Origin of the sequence: Parageobacillus caldoxylosilyticus NBRC 107762 (assembly GCF_000632715.1) — a bacterium.
GTDB lineage: Bacteria > Bacillota > Bacilli > Bacillales > Anoxybacillaceae > Saccharococcus > Saccharococcus caldoxylosilyticus.
The window spans coordinates 1-17,809 of record NZ_BAWO01000011.1 but is presented as its reverse complement, the minus strand read 5'-3'; the positions used below and the strand labels follow the sequence as shown (position 1 = coordinate 17,809).

Below are 17,809 nucleotides of genomic sequence, written 5' to 3'. Positions count from 1 at the left end.
GTTCTCGTTTTTTTATTTATAGATGGGATCATGGTACAATAGGAACAAGAGTGCTAGAGGAGGGGAATGCGTTGAAAAAGAAGCTAGTATTGATTGATGGAAACAGCGTTGCCTATCGCGCTTTTTTTGCGCTGCCGCTTTTACATAACGATAAAGGGATTCATACGAATGCTGTATATGGCTTTACGATGATGCTGATGAAAATTTTAGAAGAAGAAAAACCGACACATATGCTTGTTGCCTTTGATGCCGGGAAAACGACGTTCCGCCACAAAACGTTTACCGAATATAAAGGAGGGCGGCAGCAAACGCCTCCGGAATTATCGGAGCAATTTCCGTTGCTTAGAGAGTTGCTTCAGGCATACCAAATCTGCTCCTATGAGTTGGAAAATTATGAAGCGGACGATATTATCGGCACGCTGTCAGCAAAGGCCGAAAAAGAGGGATTTGAGGTTAAAATCATCTCTGGCGACCGCGATTTGACGCAGCTTGCCTCTGATCATGTGACGGTAGATATTACAAAAAAAGGCATTACTGACGTCGAATCGTATACGCCGGAAACGGTGCGGGAGAAATATGGACTGACGCCGGAACAAATTATTGATTTAAAAGGATTAATGGGCGACAAGTCGGATAATATTCCAGGAGTGCCTGGCATTGGCGAGAAAACGGCGGTAAAGCTGTTAAAACAATTCGGTTCGGTGGAAAACATATTGGCATCCATCGAGCAAATCAATGGGAACAAACTAAAGGAGAATTTAGAGAAGTACCGTGATTTGGCGCTGATGAGCAAGCAGCTGGCGACCATTTCCCGCGATGCGCCGATCGAGCTCTCATTGGAGGATATCGAATACCACGGGCAAGATGTTGACAAAGTCATCGCTTTATTTAAAGAGCTTGGGTTTAATTCGCTTCTTGACAAAGTAGCTCCGCAAACGAAAAAAGAAGAGGCGGTACTGCCAAACATCGATTATACGATCGTCGAGGAAGTAAGCGAGTCGGTGCTCGCCGATCGGTCGGCGCTCGTTGTCGAAGTGCTGGAATCCAATTATCATAAGGCGCCGATTTTAGGGTTTGCGCTAGCGAATGAACACGGCCACTTCTTTATCCGCACCGATACCGCCCTGTCATCGCCGTTGTTTACCGCCTGGCTCGAAGATGAAACAAAGAAAAAAAGCGTTTTTGACGGAAAGCGGGCGATCGTTGCGCTAAAATGGAAGGGCATTGAGCTGCGTGGAATCGAGTTTGATTTATTAATCGCCTCGTATTTATTAAATCCATCGCAATCGACGGAAGATGTCGCTTCGGTGGCAAAAACGAAGCAATATATGGCTGTGCAATCCGATGAAGCCGTATACGGCAAAGGCGCCAAACAAACCGTGCCGGAAGAAAAGGCGCTGGCCGAGCATCTTGTGCGCAAAGCGGCGGCCATCCGCGCTTTAGAAAAAGAGTTTATACACGATTTGCAAGAAAATGAACAATACGCTTTATTTACCGATTTGGAATTGCCGCTGTCTTCGATTCTCGCTGAAATGGAATTTACCGGCGTAAAGGTTGATGTCGAGCGCTTAAAAGAGATGGGAGAAGAATTGACCGAGCAGCTCCGTGCCGTGGAGCAGGAAATTTACGAACTGGCGGGACAAGAGTTTAACATTAATTCGCCAAAACAATTGGGGGTTATTTTATTTGAAAAGCTGCAGCTGCCTGTATTGAAAAAAACAAAAACCGGATACTCCACATCGGCGGATGTATTGGAGAAGCTGGCGCCTCAGCACGAAATTGTCGAGAAAATTTTACATTACCGCCAGTTAGGAAAACTGCAGTCGACCTATATTGAAGGATTGCTAAAAGTAGTGCATTGCGACACCCACAAAGTGCACACCATTTTTAATCAGGCGCTGACGCAAACGGGGCGGCTAAGCTCCACGGAGCCGAACTTGCAAAACATTCCGATCCGTTTAGAGGAAGGGCGGAAAATTCGCCAGGCGTTCGTTCCGTCCAAGCCGGATTGGGTCATTTTTTCCGCCGATTATTCGCAAATTGAGCTGCGCGTGCTTGCCCATATTGCCAATGATGAAAATTTAATCGATGCGTTTCGCCACGATTTAGATATTCATACGAAAACGGCGATGGATATTTTCCACGTCACAGCCGATGAAGTGACGCCAAACATGCGCAGGCAGGCGAAAACGGTGAACTTTGGCATTGTTTACGGCATCAGCGACTACGGGCTGTCACAAAATTTAAACATCCCACGAAAAGAGGCAGCGGAATTTATCCGCCGGTATTTTGAAATTTTTCCGGGCGTTAAGCAGTATATGGAAAACATCGTCCAAGAAGCGAAGCAAAAAGGATATGTCACGACGCTGTTGCACCGCCGCCGCTATTTGCCGGACATTACGAGCCGCAACTTCAACCTGCGCAGCTTTGCCGAACGGACGGCGATGAATACGCCGATTCAAGGAAGCGCCGCCGATATTATTAAAAAGGCGATGATTGATTTGGCGGATCGGCTAAAGCAAGAAAAGCTGCAAGCGCGGATGCTGCTGCAAGTGCATGATGAATTGATTTTGGAAGCGCCGAAAGAAGAAGTAAAGCGGCTGCAGCAAATTGTTCCTGAAGTGATGGAAAATGCGATACAGTTAAAAGTGCCGCTTAAAGTCGATTATCATTATGGACCAACATGGTATGACGCAAAGTAAAAGGAAGGGATGACGGATGCCGGAACTGCCGGAAGTAGAAACGATTCGCCGCACTCTTATTCCGTTAACCGTTGGCAAAACGATCGAAGAAGTGCAGGTGTTTTGGCCAAAGATCGTTCAATATCCAGCCGATGTGACGGAATTTGCTGAAACGGTCAAAGGACAAACGATCCATGATATTGAACGGCGGGGGAAATTTTTAAAATTTATGCTCGATAAACATGTGCTCATTTCCCATTTGCGAATGGAAGGGCGCTATGCGGTTTGGCGCAAGGGTGACCCTGCCGAACCGCATACCCATGTTATTTTCCGCTTTACCGATGGTACAGAACTTCGCTATCGCGATGTAAGAAAGTTTGGGACGATGCATCTTTATCCTAAAGGAGAAGAAGATGGCCGGCCGCCTTTGTCCCAGTTGGGCCCTGAACCGTTTTCTGAAACATTTACTGCAAATTTTCTTGCAGAACGGCTGCGAAAAACGAACCGTACCATCAAAACGGTGCTTCTTGACCAAACGGTTGTCGTTGGGTTCGGTAACATTTATGTAGATGAGTCATTATTCCGTGCGGAGATTCGCCCTGAACGTATCGCGTCGTCGTTAACCGATGAGGAAGTTGCGCGTTTACATCGCGAAATGGTGGCAATATTACAAGAAGCGATCGAAAAAGGAGGAAGTACGGTAAGGTCATACGTCAACACACAAGGAGAAAGCGGAATGTTTCAACTGCAGTTATTCGTGTACGGACGAAAAGGAGAACCGTGCAAACGCTGCGGGCAACCGATTCAAAAAACGGTTGTCGCCGGACGCGGCACCCATTATTGCCCTTGTTGCCAACGCTGATAAATGGGAATGACTCGATCAAAAACATAAATGTGCAAGGAGTCAAATCGAGGCGCTTCTCTGGCGTTTTTCGCGCATGTGTCGTCATAGCGGAAAGCATGGATCAGACGAATCGACGTGCATAAGGGAGAGGAAATCATGACGCTGACGATTGGATTGACCGGCGGCATCGCAAGCGGGAAAAGCACGGTGACCAAGATGATTCGCGAGCTGGGGATTCCGGTGATTGATGCGGACCAAGTCGCGCGCGATGTCGTCAAAGTGGGAGAGGAAGCATACACACAAATTGTCGCAACGTTTGGCCAGGATATTTTGCAGACAAACGGGGAAATCGACCGGGCCAAACTAGGAGCGATTGTCTTCCATAATGAGCAGGAACGAAAAAAGCTGAATGCCATCGTTCATCCGGCGGTCCGCCGCCGCATGATGGCGGAAAAAGAAGAGTACGTGCAAAGCGGGGCGAAAACGATTGTCCTCGATATTCCGCTTCTATTTGAAAGCGAGCTGACTCATTTGATCGATAAAGTCATTGTCGTATACGTCGATGATGAGGTGCAGCTCGAACGGCTAATGAAACGAAACGGGTTTTCGAAAGAGGAGGCGCTGGCGCGAATTCGTTCGCAAATGCCGCTTCGTGAAAAAGTCAAAAAAGCAGATGCCGTCATCAATAATAACGGAACGGTGGAAGAAACAAAACAACAGCTTTTGCAAATTTTAAGAGAATGGGACGCCCTTTAAAATGGGCGTCTTTTTTTATCATTTTGCTGAATTTTTTCTCCACATTTCACAAAAATATGATATACTATTTATGCGTAAATTCGTTAATTAGTATAACATATATGAGAGGAGAACATAAATGAAAGCGAAAGTAGCGATTAATGGATTCGGAAGAATTGGAAGAATGGTATTTCGCAACGCCATCCATTCTCCACACCTCGATATCGTGGCGATTAATGCAAGCTATCCATCCGAAACGTTAGCGCATTTAATAAAATATGATTCCAATCACGGCAAATTTGACGGAGAAGTCATTCCGCTCGAAGATGGCCTTCTCGTTGATGGAAAAAAGGTAAAACTGCTCAGTTCGCGCGATCCAAAAGAGCTACCGTGGAAAGAGCTCGATATTGATATTGTCATCGAAGCGACAGGAAAATTTAATTCCCGCGAAAAAGCAAGCCTTCACCTCGAAGCAGGAGCGAAGCGTGTCATTTTAACCGCACCGGGGAAAAATGAGGATGTCACGATTGTCGTTGGCGTCAATGAGCATGTGCTTGATATCGAAAAGCATTACATCATTTCCAACGCTTCCTGCACGACAAACTGCCTTGCCCCTGTGGTAAAAGTGCTCGATGAAGCATTTGGCATTGAAAACGGTTTAATGACAACGGTCCATGCTTATACAAACGACCAAAAAAATATTGACAATCCGCATAAAGATTTGCGCCGCGCCCGCTCTTGCGCACAGTCGATCATCCCGACAACAACGGGAGCGGCAAAAGCGCTAGGACTAGTATTGCCTCATTTAAAAGGAAAACTGCATGGAATGGCGCTCCGTGTTCCGACGCCAAACGTATCGCTCGTTGACTTGGTCGTGGATGTGAAAAAAGAAGTGACGGTGGAAGAAGTCAATGAAGTGTTTATTCGTGCCGCAAACGGCCCGCTAAAAGGCATCCTCGATTTTACGATGGAGCCGCTTGTTTCGATCGATTTTAATACGAATCCGCATTCGGCGATTATTGACGGCCTTTCGACGATGGTGATGGAAGGACGGAAAGTAAAAGTATTAGCATGGTATGATAACGAATGGGGCTATTCTTGCCGCGTCGTCGATTTAGCGAATATGGTCGCTGCTAAAATGATGGAAAAATTAAGCGTAAATGCAGGATAAAAAGGCGCTGGTCTTACCGGACCAGCACTTTTTTATGTGATCGGCAAGGGGGGTTCGCATCTTTTGTAAAAAAATTTAAAAAGCATGTTGCAAAAACAACATAAACAAAGTATACTATGTCTCGTGAACTTCTTAAAGGCAACGGTAATGTGACTACTTAAAGGGTTAGGACCTCTTAGGACTAACTTTCCCCCGTGGTAGTTATACATGCCATTATTGCAAAGGAATTTCATGTTTCTATTTAAGAAAATTTGTTTAAAGGGGGATTATGGAATGGACACAATGGGTCGTCACGTTATCTCAGAATTATGGGGATGCGATTTTGATAAGCTGAACGATATCGAATTTATTGAAAAAACGTTTGTCGATGCCGCACTGAAATCGGGTGCGGAAATCCGCGAAGTAGCATTTCATAAGTTTGCACCACAAGGTGTCAGTGGAGTAGTCATTATTTCTGAATCCCATTTGACGATTCACACATTTCCAGAGCATGGCTATGCGAGCATTGATGTTTACACATGTGGACATTTAGATCCGACCATTGCGGCAGATTATATCGCCGATAAACTCGGGGCCCAAACGCGGGAAACGATTGAACTTCCGCGCGGCATGCGCCCGATTGAAGTGAAAAAAGCGCAAGCATTATAATCGTAACGAGCGAAAGAAAAGAGGTGCGAAACGGTGGCGCCTCTTTTTTATTTTCAATAGTAGTACCCTTCTCGCCCAAAATAATGGTATGATAATGATGAAGTTAAGGAGAAGAATGAGGAGAAGTCGCGATGAGTGCTTGGAAAAAATGGAAATATGCGCTAACCAATCATTGTGAAACAAGGGACAATCATGAAGATGAAGAACTGCGGAGCCATTACTATAAGGCGACAAACAATGCGGTGATGAAAGCGGTAAAGGAGCTATTTGCCTCTTCCCCAGATTATGAATTGCTATCTGTTTCAGAGGAAAGGGGCGAATTTAGCGCGCAAACCCGCCGTGGCAAAAAGGTGTTTATTATCGCTACTGTGATCTCCGTCCGGCCGCTGGAAACCGCGGTGGACTTTTCCGTCACTACAGAAACGACATTGCTGCCGTTTGATTTCGGCCGGAGCCGCAACGTCATTATTGATTTGTACCGAAAGCTGGATCAGCGCCTGCCGTATATCGGATCGGGGCTGAATGCCTAATGAAACGGCTTGTCCGCTCTTTGTTGTTCCGTTATTATAAAAGATAAGAATAAAAAACGGAGTTGGTTTTATGAGATGCCCATCATGCCAGCATCACGGCACAAGAGTTCTCGATTCGCGGCCAGTGGATGAAGGGCGTTCGATCCGGCGCAGGCGGGAATGCGAACAGTGCCACTACCGCTTTACAACATTTGAAAGAGTGGAAGAAATGCCGCTCATTGTCGTGAAAAAGGAAGGAACGCGTGAAGAATTCAGCCGTGATAAGATTTTGCGCGGCTTAATTAAAGCGTGTGAAAAACGGCCGGTTGCGTTAGAAGAGCTGGAAAAAATTACACAGGATATCGAACGGGAGCTGCGCAACCAAGGCGTCGCTGAAGTAAAAAGTGAAACGATCGGCGAAATGGTGATGGAGCGGCTGTCGAAAGTCGATGAGGTGGCGTACGTCCGTTTCGCCTCCGTATATCGCCAATTTAAAGATATCAACGTATTTATCGAAGAGTTAAAAGAACTAATTAAAAAAGGACAGCGTTAAAGGGCTTATTTGCATATCGGTAACAAGCCCTTTTTTTCATCGTCCAAACTAAGCAACGGAAGGTCGAGAACATGGAACACCATTGGAAAGAGTTAATTCCGGTTGACCGTTATACGGTGCGAAGCAATGGAGTGCTGCATGACTTTGATCGAAAAGTGCTGACGCTTCTTTATCAACCGCTAATCGGTTATCGCGCCTTATGTTTATATATGACGCTATGGAGCGAATTAGAGCTGCTTTCGGAGAAGGAAACGACCCATCATAGCCTGATGGCGCTGATGCAGTGCAATTTAAAAGAAATTTATGAGGAACGTTTAAAATTAGAAGGGATTGGATTGTTAAAGACGTATGTGAATATTGAGCATGGCGATGAACCGAAGTTGTTCATTTACGAATTGCAGCCGCCGTTAGCGCCGGAGCAGTTTTTCACCGACGGAATGCTGAACGTTTTCCTCTATAATCGCATTGGCAAACATAAGTTTCAACAATTAAAACAATTTTTTTCCACCTCCGCGATCGACCAAACGAAATTTTCCTCTGTTACCCGTTCGTTTCATGATGTTTTTGCTTCTGTTCATATCGAGCAGATGGTGGCGAACATTCATGGGGAAATGCAAGAAGATTTGCAGCTGGCCGATGGGTATGAATATGTTGGCCGAAAAGAAAACACCTATCACCTCGACGATGACGTATTTGATTTCGAATTATTTTTTGCCGGTTTGTCGAAACATATGGTGCCAAGACGGGCGATTACGGCAAAAGTAAAAGAAGCGATCAAAAAATTGGCGTTTTTGTATGGTGTTGGACCACTTGATATGCAAAAAATTGTCATGAGCGTCATCGACCCGTCTTATCATATTGATATCGATGCGCTGCGCAAAGCCGTCCATGAATGGTATGAATTTGAACGCGGCGATTCATTGCCAAACTTGAGTTTACGAGTACAGCCGCTTCCATATCGAACCATGACGAATGTCGAGCCCAAAACGAAGGAAGAACAGCTGATGAAACAGCTGGAAACGATTTCTCCCCGCCAGCTGTTAATCGAAATTTCCGGCGGAGCTGAACCGTCGATGAGCGACTTGCAGCTGATTGAAGATATTATGTTTCAGCAGAAACTGCTTCCTGGCGTGGTGAACGTATTAATTTATTATGTCATGCTGCGGACGAATATGAAACTATCGAAAAAATATGTGGAGAAAATCGCAAGCCACTGGGCGCGCAAAAAAGTGCGCACCGTCAAGGAGGCAATGGAGCTGGCAAAGCAAGAAGCGAAAACGTACCAAAGCTGGGCGGATGAAAAAAGCAAAAGAACAAATAGAAGAACCGTGCGGAAAGAACTGTTGCCAGAATGGCTTAATATGGATTATAGTCAAAGCGATGAGCAAGATAATGAGGTCGACATTGAGGAAAAACGGCGCGAGCTGGAAGAACGGCTAAAAAAATACCGCGACGAATAATAGGATGTGAAAGCAATGGAACGAGTGAATCAATTATTACATCGGCTGCTAGGCAGAAAAGATTTTCAGCAGCGTTATGAACAAATGAAGCGGCAGATTTTGACGCATCCGGAAGTACAAGCGTTTTTGCGCGCGCATGAGCAGGAAATTACAAAAGAGATGGTAGACCGCAGTTTAATGAAACTGTACGAATTTATCGAGCAAAGCAAAAACTGCAATCAGTGTCCGAGTTTAGAGCAATGTAAAAACTTTTTGAAAGGATATCATCCTCATCTCGTTATAAAAGGGACGGTCATTGATGTAAAGTATGACCGCTGCCCGGCGAAAATCAAGCATGATGAACGTAAACAGCAGGAATCGCTCATTCAAAGCTTATTTGTGCCGCGCGAGATTTTGCAAGCGTCGCTGTCCCATCTTGATCTGGATGACGAAGGGCGAATGAAGGCGATTGAGCTGGCCGACCGTTTTGTTTCCGAGTATGAACCGGGAAAAAAGATGAAAGGCCTTTATTTATACGGCTCGTTTGGCGTTGGAAAAACGTATATCCTTGGCGCGATTGCCAACGCGCTGGCGAAAAAAAACGTCCAGTCGCTGATCGTGTATGTTCCCGAATTTTTCCGTGAGCTGAAAAGTTCGCTGCAAGATCAAACGGTGAACGAAAAACTTGATTACGTCAAAAAAGTGCCTATTTTAATGCTCGATGATATCGGCGCTGAATCGATGTCAAGCTGGGTGCGCGACGACTTGCTGGGACCGATTTTGCAATATCGGATGTTCGAAAATTTGCCGACGTTTTTTACCTCGAATTTTGATTTGCAGCAGCTTGCCCATCATTTGACGTATTCGCAGCGCGGCGAGGAGGAACAGGTGAAGGCGGCGCGCATTATGGAGCGGATTCTCTATTTGGCGCAACCGGTAGAAGTAAAAGGCAAAAACCGCCGTCTTGAATAGGATATTTCCGAAAACGGAAATATCCTTTTTTTTATTCTAAACGACCGTTTGTCCCCATATATATAGAAACAAGCATTGACTCGTAAAGGGGGGACAGCGCTTGATTGAAATTTATTTGGAACAGGCAAGCGATGCGGAAAAGTTGTTTTCCTTATTGAAGGAGAGAGAGAAAAAAACGGTTCATCCGCTCTTTCGCACAACATATAACGGAAAATCCCTTGTTGCGATTTACATATATGAGAATCACGACGGCGTCATCTGCTCCGATATCATACCGGCTATCACGAATTTTATTTTGCGTTTTATTGAAGACCGGTTGTTATTATCGATCATTTCTGGTACGTTTTATTTTCAAGACAAGGAAGAACAGCAGCAAATTTTGCAGCTCGCCCATTCGTTTCTTGATGGCGAACGATATGACTACCGCAAAGGAAAACAGCTTTCCGTTTCCCGAGAAACATTGGTTCGAGAAGCGTTAGAGCAATTTTTAACAGATGGGCTTTCTTTTTCCTTCTCTTCCTTTATCACGTTTCGCCTAAAATCGTATATGGAGCGGCTGCAACATTACGTCGAGCTGGCGATCGATGAATATAAGCTGGAACAGGAATATCAAAATTTTGTGCAAACATTGCGCGACTGTATCGCAGCACGGCCACCGAAACTGTCACAAATCCATTTAGTCCACCAACCGCCGTCTTTTCTTTTTTACGATGAGAAGCTGCGGGAAATTACCGCGGGAGAATTGAAACAATGGATTGACCGCAATTTAATCGTCAGCCAGCCGATGTACATCGATTCTTCCGTGCTGGCGCCGCTTGTCTCCATCGCCCCGGATACGATTTATTTATATACCGACCTTATCGATGACGGAATGGTGCAAACGATTCAAAACGTGTTTCAAGAGCGAATCCGTCTTTACAGCCGCAGCGATTTTGCGCACCAGCGCGCGACGGGTGCAGGGCATGAGAAAGGAACTTGATTTTTCCATGAACCTGTTCTATAATAGCGTACATGAAAGAAATATGGAAAAGTGATGATGAGGACACGGGTGTATTTTTACGGTTTCCAGAGAGGGAAGGCAGCGGCTGAAACCTTCCTAACACGAAAAATACACTTACCACCTCGGAGCTGCGGCAGTGAACGACGCACATCCAGTAATTGCCGCCGGCATGTTCAGCCGTTATGACTTTCGAGCCATTGCCTAGGAGCGGTATGCCTTTTTGCGGCAATGGGAAGAAGGGTGGAACCACGACGCAAACTCGTCCCTTTGTTGAGGGAGGAGTTTTTTTATTTTTAACTCAAAAGAAGAAGGAGGAAAAGTGTATGTCGGAAATGATCCGCATTACATTCCCGGACGGAGCGGTAAAGGAGTTTCCAAAAGGAACGACAACGGAAGATATCGCTGCTTCAATCAGCCCGGGATTAAAGAAAAAAGCGATTGCCGGAAAATTGAATGATCGTTTTATTGATTTGCGCACGCCGATCCAAGAAGACGGCGCGATTTCGATCATTACGCAAGACATGCCGGAAGCGCTCGATATTTTGCGCCACAGCACGGCCCATTTGATGGCGCAGGCGATTAAGCGCCTGTACAAAAACGTGAAACTTGGTGTCGGGCCAGTGATTGAAAATGGATTTTATTATGACATTGATATGGAACACTCGTTAACACCGGAAGACTTGCCGAAAATCGAACAAGAAATGCGGAAAATTGTCAAAGAAAACTTGGAAATCGTCCGCAAAGAGGTAAGCCGGGAAGAGGCAATCCGCCTTTATGAGGAAATCGGCGATGACTTAAAGCTTGAGCTGATCAACGATATTCCGGAAGGAGAAACGATTTCCATTTACGTGCAAGGAGAGTTTTTCGATCTTTGCCGCGGGGTGCACGTTCCATCGACGGGAAAAATTAAAGAGTTTAAGCTGCTAAATATTTCTGGAGCATACTGGCGCGGCGACAGCAACAACAAAATGCTGCAGCGCATTTACGGAACGGCGTTTTTCAAAAAAGAAGATTTGGATGAATACTTGCGCCTGTTGCAGGAAGCGAAAGAGCGCGACCATCGCAAACTAGGAAAAGAGCTGGAATTGTTTACAACGTCGCAAAAAGTCGGACAAGGCCTGCCGCTTTGGCTGCCGAAAGGGGCGACGATTCGCCGCATTATCGAGCGCTATATTGTCGATAAGGAAATTGAGCTCGGCTATCAGCACGTCTATACGCCAGTGCTTGGCAGCGTCGAATTATATAAAACTTCCGGACACTGGGACCATTATAAAGAAAACATGTTCCCGCCAATGGAGATGGACAACGAGCAGCTTGTCCTGCGTCCGATGAACTGTCCGCACCATATGATGATTTATAAAAGCAAAATCCACAGCTACCGCGAGCTGCCAATCCGCATCGCCGAGCTGGGTACGATGCACCGCTACGAAATGTCCGGGGCGCTTTCCGGTTTGCAACGCGTCCGCGGCATGACGCTGAATGATGCCCATATCTTTGTTCGTCCGGACCAGATTAAAGACGAATTTAAGCGCGTGGTGAACTTAATTTTGGAAGTATACAAAGATTTCGGCTTAAACGACTATTCGTTCCGCCTTTCTTATCGCGATCCGCATGACAAAGAAAAATATTACGATGATGATGAAATGTGGGAAAAAGCGCAACGGATGCTGCGTGAGGCGATGGATGAACTAGGATTGGAATATTATGAAGCAGAAGGGGAAGCGGCGTTTTACGGGCCGAAATTAGACGTGCAAGTGCGCACCGCGCTTGGCAAAGACGAAACATTATCGACGGTGCAGCTCGATTTCTTGCTTCCGGAACGCTTTGACCTAACGTACATCGGCGAAGACGGAAAGCCGCACCGCCCGGTAGTCATCCACCGCGGCGTCGTTTCGACAATGGAACGGTTCGTTGCGTTCCTCATTGAAGAATATAAAGGAGCGTTCCCAACTTGGCTCGCGCCTGTGCAAGTGAGAGTCATTCCGGTATCGCCGGAGGCGCATCTTGACTATGCATACGAAGTAAAAGAAGTGCTGCAAGCGAAAGGATTCCGCGTCGAAGTCGATGAACGCGACGAAAAAATCGGCTATAAAATCCGCGAGGCGCAAATCCAAAAAATTCCTTACATGCTTGTCGTCGGCGACAAAGAAATCGCGGAAAACGCCGTGAACGTCCGCAAATACGGTGAACAAAAAAGCGAAACGATGGCGCTCGATGACTTTATTGCTTTCTTGCAGGAGGAAGTGCGGCGAAAATAGACAAAAACACACCCGTGAAGTTTTACTTCACGGGTGTTTCATTTTTTTACTTGTCAAACCGTGAACGATTCGTTATAATGAAAAATGTTGTGTGTCAATCAAGAAAAGCGCCTTGACATGCCACTTCCAAGGTGATATATTGTATAAAGTGAATAGAATACTTGTTTGTAACCAAAGCAGAAGCACCCCGCTTCTCACCTGGTTGACGCCGGCATGGCTGTTGACAGGTTGTTACGGTTCGTGATATGGTTTTCGGACGTAAGCAGTGTGGGTGTCGTATGCATCCACACTTTTTTGTTGGAAGAGAAAGGCCGGCGATCGGTTGCTCTTCCGGAACCGCTCGATGCTGGGAGTGCGATGCGACAAACAAGTAATTCGCAAAAAACCTTGGAGGTGGCTGGTTATTAGCAAAGATTTTATTATCAACGAAAACATTCGTGCCCGTGAAGTCCGCTTAATTGATCCAAACGGCGAGCAGCTGGGGATCAAATCGAAACAAGAAGCGCTTGAAATTGCGGCGAGATTAAACCTCGACTTAGTGCTGGTAGCGCCAAACGCGAAACCGCCGGTATGCCGCATCATGGACTACGGCAAATTCCGCTTCGAGCAGCAAAAGAAAGAAAAAGAGGCGCGCAAAAAGCAAAAGGTGATCAACGTCAAAGAAGTGCGCTTAAGCCCGACGATCGAGGAGCACGATTTTAATACGAAGCTCCGCAGCGCGCGCAAGTTCCTTGAAAAAGGCGATAAAGTAAAAGCGACAATCCGCTTTAAAGGACGGGCGATTACGCATAAGGAAATTGGTCAACGCGTCCTTGAACGGTTTTCCGAGGCATGTTCGGATATCGGCGTCGTCGAGACGGCACCGAAAATGGACGGGCGCAATATGTTTTTAGTACTAGCACCGAAAAACGATAAATAATCGAGTGAGGAGGAACACCCTATGCCAAAAATGAAAACTCATCGTGGCGCTGCAAAGCGTTTCAAAAAGACTGGTACCGGTAAATTAAAACGCGGTCATGCTTATACAAGCCACTTATTTGCCAATAAAACGCAAAAACAAAAACGCAAACTTCGCAAAGCAGCGCTTGTATCTCCTGGCGACTTCAAACGCATTCGCCAACTGCTTGACAACTTGAAATAATGGAGAAATATAGGAGGGAATATGTATGCCACGTGTTAAAGGTGGAACGGTAACGCGCAGACGTCGCAAAAAAGTGTTGAAATTAGCAAAAGGTTATTTCGGAGCGAAACATGCTTTATATAGAGTCGCAAACCAACAAGTAATGAAATCGTTAATGTATGCGTATCGCGACCGCCGTCAGCGGAAACGCGATTTCCGCAAACTTTGGATTACGCGCATCAACGCAGCGGCACGTATGCACGGCCTTTCCTACAGCCGCTTTATGCACGGTTTGAAATTAGCAGGGGTAGAAGTAAACCGCAAAATGTTAGCGGACTTAGCGGTTAATGACCAAGCTGCGTTCGCACAGCTTGCCGACCTGGCGAAAGCAAATTTGAACAAGTAAGGAAGCAGTGACCATTCTCGCTGACGGGAATGGTCTTTTTTCTTACAAGAAAGGAAATGGCAATGGTACAATATAGTTTAGTGATGAACATCATCGGCCTTTTCATCATGGCGATCGATAAGTATAAAGCGAAGCGCCATCAATGGCGCATCGCCGAAAAAACGATTTGGCTCGTTTCCTTTATTGGCGGGGCGGTCGGCACGGCGGCGGGCATGTATTTGTTTCATCATAAAACGCGCCATCGTGCTTTCCGTTATGGTTTGCCGCTTCTGGCGGTGATGGAGATTGTGGCATATGTTTGGTTTTTAACTCTTTGTAGGGGGTGAAAGGATGGACTTTGCGGCGCTTTACTCGCTGCAGCGCCAGCTCGATGAGCGGATTGAGACGCAGCACGGCCTTATGGAGGAAGAGTTGTTTGCAAAAAAACTGCTTGCTTTGCTCGTCGAAATTGGCGAGCTGGCCAATGAAACGCGCTGTTTTAAATTTTGGAGCGTGAAACCGCCTTCTCCGCAAGAAAAAGTGCTCGAAGAATATGTCGACGGCCTGCATTTTATTTTATCGCTCGGCTTGGAATGCGATTTTCTATATTCCGAGATTCCGCCGCAATCGGCCGCTTTGCCGCTTGTCGAGCAGTTTCTCGCTGTTTTTCAAGCCGCGGATGAGTTTGGAAAAACGAAATCGCGGCAAAGCTATGACCGGTTGTTTACCGAGTATTTGCTGCTTGGCAGACAGCTAGGCTTTTCTACGGAACAAATCGAACAAGCCTATAAGCAAAAAAATCAAGTCAATCATGAACGGCAAAATCAGAATTATTAACAAATTTTATACATTATTGGCGGTTTTGGGTATAATAAAGGATGGATAGAAACAGAAAGGGGTTTCATAATGGCGAAATTCGATGAAACGTTGACGATGCTGAAGGATCTGACCGACGCGAGAGGCGTCCCTGGAAATGAACGGGAAGCGCGCGAAGTAATGAAAAAGTACATAACTCCTTATGCCGATGAAGTAACAACCGACGGTCTTGGCAGTTTAATCGCGAAAAAGAAAGGAACTGCCGACGGTCCGAAAATTATGATTGCTGGCCATTTGGACGAAGTCGGCTTTATGGTGACGCAAATCGATGACAAAGGATTTATCCGCTTTCAAACGCTAGGCGGCTGGTGGAGCCAAGTCATGCTGGCGCAGCGCGTGACGATTTTAACGAAAAAAGGCGAAATTACAGGTGTTATCGGTTCGAAACCGCCGCACATTTTGCCGCCGGAAGCGCGCAAAAAACCGGTCGAAATTAAAGATATGTTCATCGACATCGGCGCAACAAGCCGCGAAGAAGCAATGGAATGGGGTGTGCGCCCGGGCGACTCGATCGTTCCGTATTTTGAATTTACCGTGTTGAACAATGAAAAAATGCTGCTTGCGAAAGCCTGGGATAACCGGATCGGCTGCGCGATTGCAATTGACGTGTTAAAGCAATTAAAAGATGCCGATCATCCGAACGTCGTGTATGGCGTCGGTACGGTGCAGGAAGAAGTCGGTTTGCGCGGGGCAAGAACAGCGGCGCATTTCATTCAGCCGGATATTGCTTTTGCCGTGGACGTCGGCGTTGCCGGAGATACGCCAGGAGTTTCCGAAAAAGAAGCGATGGGCAAGCTTGGCGCCGGGCCACATATCGTCCTATACGACGCAACGATGGTATCGCATCGCGGCTTGCGTGAGTTTGTCATTGATGTCGCCGAAGAACTCAACATTCCGTATCATTTTGACGCAATGCCAGGCGGCGGCACCGACGCCGGCGCGATTCATTTAACGGCAAGCGGCGTTCCGTCGCTGACGATTGCGATTCCAACGCGCTACATCCATTCGCATGCTGCCATCCTTCACCGCGATGACTATGAAAATACGGTGAAGCTGCTTGTCGAGGTCATCAAGCGCTTAGACGCGGAAAAGGTAAAACAAATTACATTTGAATAATCAGCAAAGAGAAGCCGGCAACAAAGGATGCCGGCTTTCTTTTTGCGAAGGGATATATAGAAGTGAAAGACAGAGATGCGAGAATGAAAAATCATATATTAGCATAACAAACTTAGGGGGGAGAAAAATTGGTTTCTGTGAATGTATGGAATGCTGATATATATGATGAAAAATTATCATTTGTATCTGAATTAGGAAAAAGTTTGATACAAATGTTGGGCCCGAAACAAGGAGAAAAAATTCTCGATTTAGGCTGCGGGACAGGGGATCTTACCAATGAAATTGCAAAGCTGGGAGCCGAAGTTGTCGGGATAGATGGGTCTTCACATATGATTGAAAAAGCTCGTAAAAAATATCCGTATATTTCCTTTTTTGTTGATAGGGGTGAAACGTTTCGAACCCAAGAACGCTATGACGCTATTTTCTCTAATGCGGCATTGCATTGGATGAAGCAGGATGAAAGTGTTGTACAATCGATGGCTCTTGCCTTGCGCGAGGGCGGCCGGTTGGTCGCTGAATTTGGCGGAAAAGGAAACGTAGATGCTATTGTAAAAGCAATAGAAGAAGTTTTGTTAACAAACTATGGCATTGATGCAAAAGAAAAAAATCCGTGGTATTTTCCGAGCATTGGGGAATATAGCAGTTTGCTCGAAAAGTATGGTTTTCGTGTCATGTATGCTAATCATTTTGATCGCCCTACTCCTTTGCCTGATGGCGACCAAGGATTAGATCACTGGCTCGACGGCTTTGCTGGTGCCTTTTTTGCTGGGTTGAAATCGTCTGAAAAAGACATGGTTTATCAGCAAATAAAACAACGATTAAAAGCATACTTATGGAAAGATGGCGTATGGATTGCCGATTATAAACGGATTCGAATAATGGCGGCGAAGGAGAAAACGGTTCAGTTTTGAAGCGCAAAAGTCAATTTTACATGAAAAATGGCGTGCAAACTGGCAACAGTTTTGGCACGCTTTTTTTATTATGAAATGTCACTTCAAAATTTCTAATATGCCCTAGCTTTTTTTATTTTTTCTTATTTTTACAGCAGCTATAACACAAATAAAAGCCCCCATAAAACTACAGACAATAGCAACAACAACACCATTATCCATCCAGTATGCCCCCCCTAAATTCAGTTCAAATATCTTAATAAAACACCTATATCTCTTATTAATGAATCGGCATTTTTTGTTTTTTAGTCATCGTAATAGTTGAAAAACGTTCTTCTTCTGTCATAAAATATAAATAAATATACCGAACTTATGTTCTGTTAGAGGTGGAGAAAAGATGAAAAAAGCGTATTTTTCAAGAAGATTGTATAAATCCGAAATAGATATTCTTCATGTGACAGAAACATCTTATACATTAGAGTTATTCCATCGCGCAAAGCGTTTCGCTTTTCAAACACTGATCCGGGAAAAGCGATGGGGACGAAAATTGTATCCAAGTCTGCATATCGCTGTGAAGAAAAAGTACGGACTGAATGACTATTTTGCCAACAG

The 17,809-nt window shown here is 45.6% G+C and carries 18 protein-coding genes, 1 pseudogene and 1 other annotated feature; all 19 genes and pseudogenes read left to right on the top strand.

Features of this window, described 5'->3' with window-relative positions; all coding sequences use genetic code 11:
* Positions 1–71: 71 nt before the first annotated feature.
* Positions 72–2,702 (top strand): DNA polymerase I, encoded by a 2,631-nt coding sequence (gene polA / locus GCA01S_RS04470; protein WP_042407571.1) that lies wholly within the window; start codon positions 72–74, stop codon positions 2,700–2,702.
* Positions 2,703–2,718: 16 nt separating this feature from the next.
* The gene (gene mutM / locus GCA01S_RS04465; RefSeq protein ID WP_042407568.1) at positions 2,719–3,543 is read left to right on the top strand and encodes a DNA-formamidopyrimidine glycosylase; all 825 of its coding nucleotides are present in this window, start codon (positions 2,719–2,721) and stop codon (positions 3,541–3,543) included.
* Positions 3,544–3,681: 138 nt separating this feature from the next.
* Entirely contained in the window at positions 3,682–4,281 is a 600-nt protein-coding gene (gene coaE, locus GCA01S_RS04460; RefSeq protein ID WP_042407566.1) for a dephospho-CoA kinase, read from the top strand.
* Between the two features lie 118 nt (positions 4,282–4,399).
* The gene (locus GCA01S_RS04455) at positions 4,400–5,431 is read left to right on the top strand and encodes a glyceraldehyde-3-phosphate dehydrogenase (protein ID WP_017437239.1); all 1,032 of its coding nucleotides are present in this window, start codon (positions 4,400–4,402) and stop codon (positions 5,429–5,431) included.
* 273 nt (positions 5,432–5,704) lie between these two features.
* On the top strand, positions 5,705–6,079 hold the full coding sequence (gene speD / locus GCA01S_RS04450) for an adenosylmethionine decarboxylase (protein WP_003248680.1): 375 nt from the start codon (positions 5,705–5,707) through the stop codon (positions 6,077–6,079).
* A 131-nt stretch (positions 6,080–6,210) separates the two neighbouring features.
* On the top strand, positions 6,211–6,609 hold the full coding sequence (locus GCA01S_RS04445) for a hypothetical protein (RefSeq protein WP_017437238.1): 399 nt from the start codon (positions 6,211–6,213) through the stop codon (positions 6,607–6,609).
* Positions 6,610–6,679: 70 nt separating this feature from the next.
* Positions 6,680–7,141 (top strand): transcriptional regulator NrdR, encoded by a 462-nt coding sequence (nrdR, locus tag GCA01S_RS04440; RefSeq protein WP_017437237.1) that lies wholly within the window; start codon positions 6,680–6,682, stop codon positions 7,139–7,141.
* 71 nt (positions 7,142–7,212) lie between these two features.
* Positions 7,213–8,601 (top strand): replication initiation and membrane attachment family protein, encoded by a 1,389-nt coding sequence (locus GCA01S_RS04435; RefSeq protein ID WP_017437236.1) that lies wholly within the window; start codon positions 7,213–7,215, stop codon positions 8,599–8,601.
* Between the two features lie 15 nt (positions 8,602–8,616).
* On the top strand, positions 8,617–9,552 hold the full coding sequence (gene dnaI / locus GCA01S_RS04430) for a primosomal protein DnaI (RefSeq protein ID WP_017437235.1): 936 nt from the start codon (positions 8,617–8,619) through the stop codon (positions 9,550–9,552).
* A gap of 100 nt (positions 9,553–9,652) precedes the next feature.
* A complete protein-coding gene (ytxC, locus tag GCA01S_RS04425) occupies positions 9,653–10,531 on the top strand; it encodes a putative sporulation protein YtxC (RefSeq protein ID WP_042407562.1) in 879 nt (292 codons plus the stop codon).
* A gap of 344 nt (positions 10,532–10,875) precedes the next feature.
* Positions 10,876–12,810 (top strand): threonine--tRNA ligase, encoded by a 1,935-nt coding sequence (gene thrS, locus GCA01S_RS04420; protein ID WP_042407559.1) that lies wholly within the window; start codon positions 10,876–10,878, stop codon positions 12,808–12,810.
* A 168-nt stretch (positions 12,811–12,978) separates the two neighbouring features.
* Positions 12,979–13,112 (top strand) — a sequence feature (ribosomal protein L20 leader region).
* 41 nt (positions 13,113–13,153) lie between these two features.
* Positions 13,154–13,729 carry a translation initiation factor IF-3 gene (gene infC, locus GCA01S_RS04415; RefSeq protein ID WP_081804165.1) on the top strand — a complete coding sequence of 192 codons (576 nt, stop codon included), beginning with the start codon at positions 13,154–13,156 and terminating at the stop codon, positions 13,727–13,729.
* A gap of 21 nt (positions 13,730–13,750) precedes the next feature.
* Positions 13,751–13,951, top strand: coding sequence for a 50S ribosomal protein L35 (gene rpmI, locus GCA01S_RS04410; protein ID WP_017437228.1), 201 nt, complete (start codon positions 13,751–13,753; stop codon positions 13,949–13,951).
* Between the two features lie 25 nt (positions 13,952–13,976).
* Positions 13,977–14,336: a 50S ribosomal protein L20 gene (rplT, locus tag GCA01S_RS04405; RefSeq protein WP_017437227.1), complete on the top strand. Its 360-nt coding sequence runs from the start codon at positions 13,977–13,979 to the stop codon at positions 14,334–14,336.
* Between the two features lie 62 nt (positions 14,337–14,398).
* Positions 14,399–14,662, top strand: a complete 264-nt coding sequence (locus GCA01S_RS04400) for a DUF1294 domain-containing protein (protein ID WP_042407721.1) — start codon at positions 14,399–14,401, stop codon at positions 14,660–14,662.
* Between the two features lie 4 nt (positions 14,663–14,666).
* On the top strand, positions 14,667–15,152 hold the full coding sequence (locus tag GCA01S_RS04395; protein WP_042407558.1) for a dUTP diphosphatase: 486 nt from the start codon (positions 14,667–14,669) through the stop codon (positions 15,150–15,152).
* Between the two features lie 69 nt (positions 15,153–15,221).
* On the top strand, positions 15,222–16,307 hold the full coding sequence (locus GCA01S_RS04390; protein WP_042407556.1) for a M42 family metallopeptidase: 1,086 nt from the start codon (positions 15,222–15,224) through the stop codon (positions 16,305–16,307).
* Between the two features lie 137 nt (positions 16,308–16,444).
* Positions 16,445–17,218, top strand: a complete 774-nt coding sequence (locus GCA01S_RS04385) for a class I SAM-dependent methyltransferase (RefSeq protein ID WP_042407718.1) — start codon at positions 16,445–16,447, stop codon at positions 17,216–17,218.
* A gap of 376 nt (positions 17,219–17,594) precedes the next feature.
* Positions 17,595–17,809: pseudogene (locus GCA01S_RS04380) on the top strand (hypothetical protein); the annotation flags it as partial.

Excerpts from the sequence above, each read along its gene's own strand:
- mutM (WP_042407568.1), top strand. The coding sequence starts at position 2,719 with ATGCCGGAACTGCCGGAAGTAGAAACGATTCGCCGCACTCTTATTCCG.
- coaE (WP_042407566.1), top strand. The coding sequence starts at position 3,682 with ATGACGCTGACGATTGGATTGACCGGCGGCATCGCAAGCGGGAAAAGC.
- GCA01S_RS04455 (WP_017437239.1), top strand. The coding sequence starts at position 4,400 with ATGAAAGCGAAAGTAGCGATTAATGGATTCGGAAGAATTGGAAGAATG.
- speD (WP_003248680.1), top strand. The coding sequence starts at position 5,705 with ATGGACACAATGGGTCGTCACGTTATCTCAGAATTATGGGGATGCGAT.
- GCA01S_RS04445 (WP_017437238.1), top strand. The coding sequence starts at position 6,211 with ATGAGTGCTTGGAAAAAATGGAAATATGCGCTAACCAATCATTGTGAA.
- nrdR (WP_017437237.1), top strand. The coding sequence starts at position 6,680 with ATGAGATGCCCATCATGCCAGCATCACGGCACAAGAGTTCTCGATTCG.
- GCA01S_RS04435 (WP_017437236.1), top strand. The coding sequence starts at position 7,213 with ATGGAACACCATTGGAAAGAGTTAATTCCGGTTGACCGTTATACGGTG.
- dnaI (WP_017437235.1), top strand. The coding sequence starts at position 8,617 with ATGGAACGAGTGAATCAATTATTACATCGGCTGCTAGGCAGAAAAGAT.
- thrS (WP_042407559.1), top strand. The coding sequence starts at position 10,876 with ATGTCGGAAATGATCCGCATTACATTCCCGGACGGAGCGGTAAAGGAG.
- infC (WP_081804165.1), top strand. The coding sequence starts at position 13,154 with ATGCTGGGAGTGCGATGCGACAAACAAGTAATTCGCAAAAAACCTTGG.
- rpmI (WP_017437228.1), top strand. The coding sequence starts at position 13,751 with ATGCCAAAAATGAAAACTCATCGTGGCGCTGCAAAGCGTTTCAAAAAG.
- rplT (WP_017437227.1), top strand. The coding sequence starts at position 13,977 with ATGCCACGTGTTAAAGGTGGAACGGTAACGCGCAGACGTCGCAAAAAA.
- GCA01S_RS04400 (WP_042407721.1), top strand. The coding sequence starts at position 14,399 with ATGGTACAATATAGTTTAGTGATGAACATCATCGGCCTTTTCATCATG.
- GCA01S_RS04395 (WP_042407558.1), top strand. The coding sequence starts at position 14,667 with ATGGACTTTGCGGCGCTTTACTCGCTGCAGCGCCAGCTCGATGAGCGG.
- GCA01S_RS04390 (WP_042407556.1), top strand. The coding sequence starts at position 15,222 with ATGGCGAAATTCGATGAAACGTTGACGATGCTGAAGGATCTGACCGAC.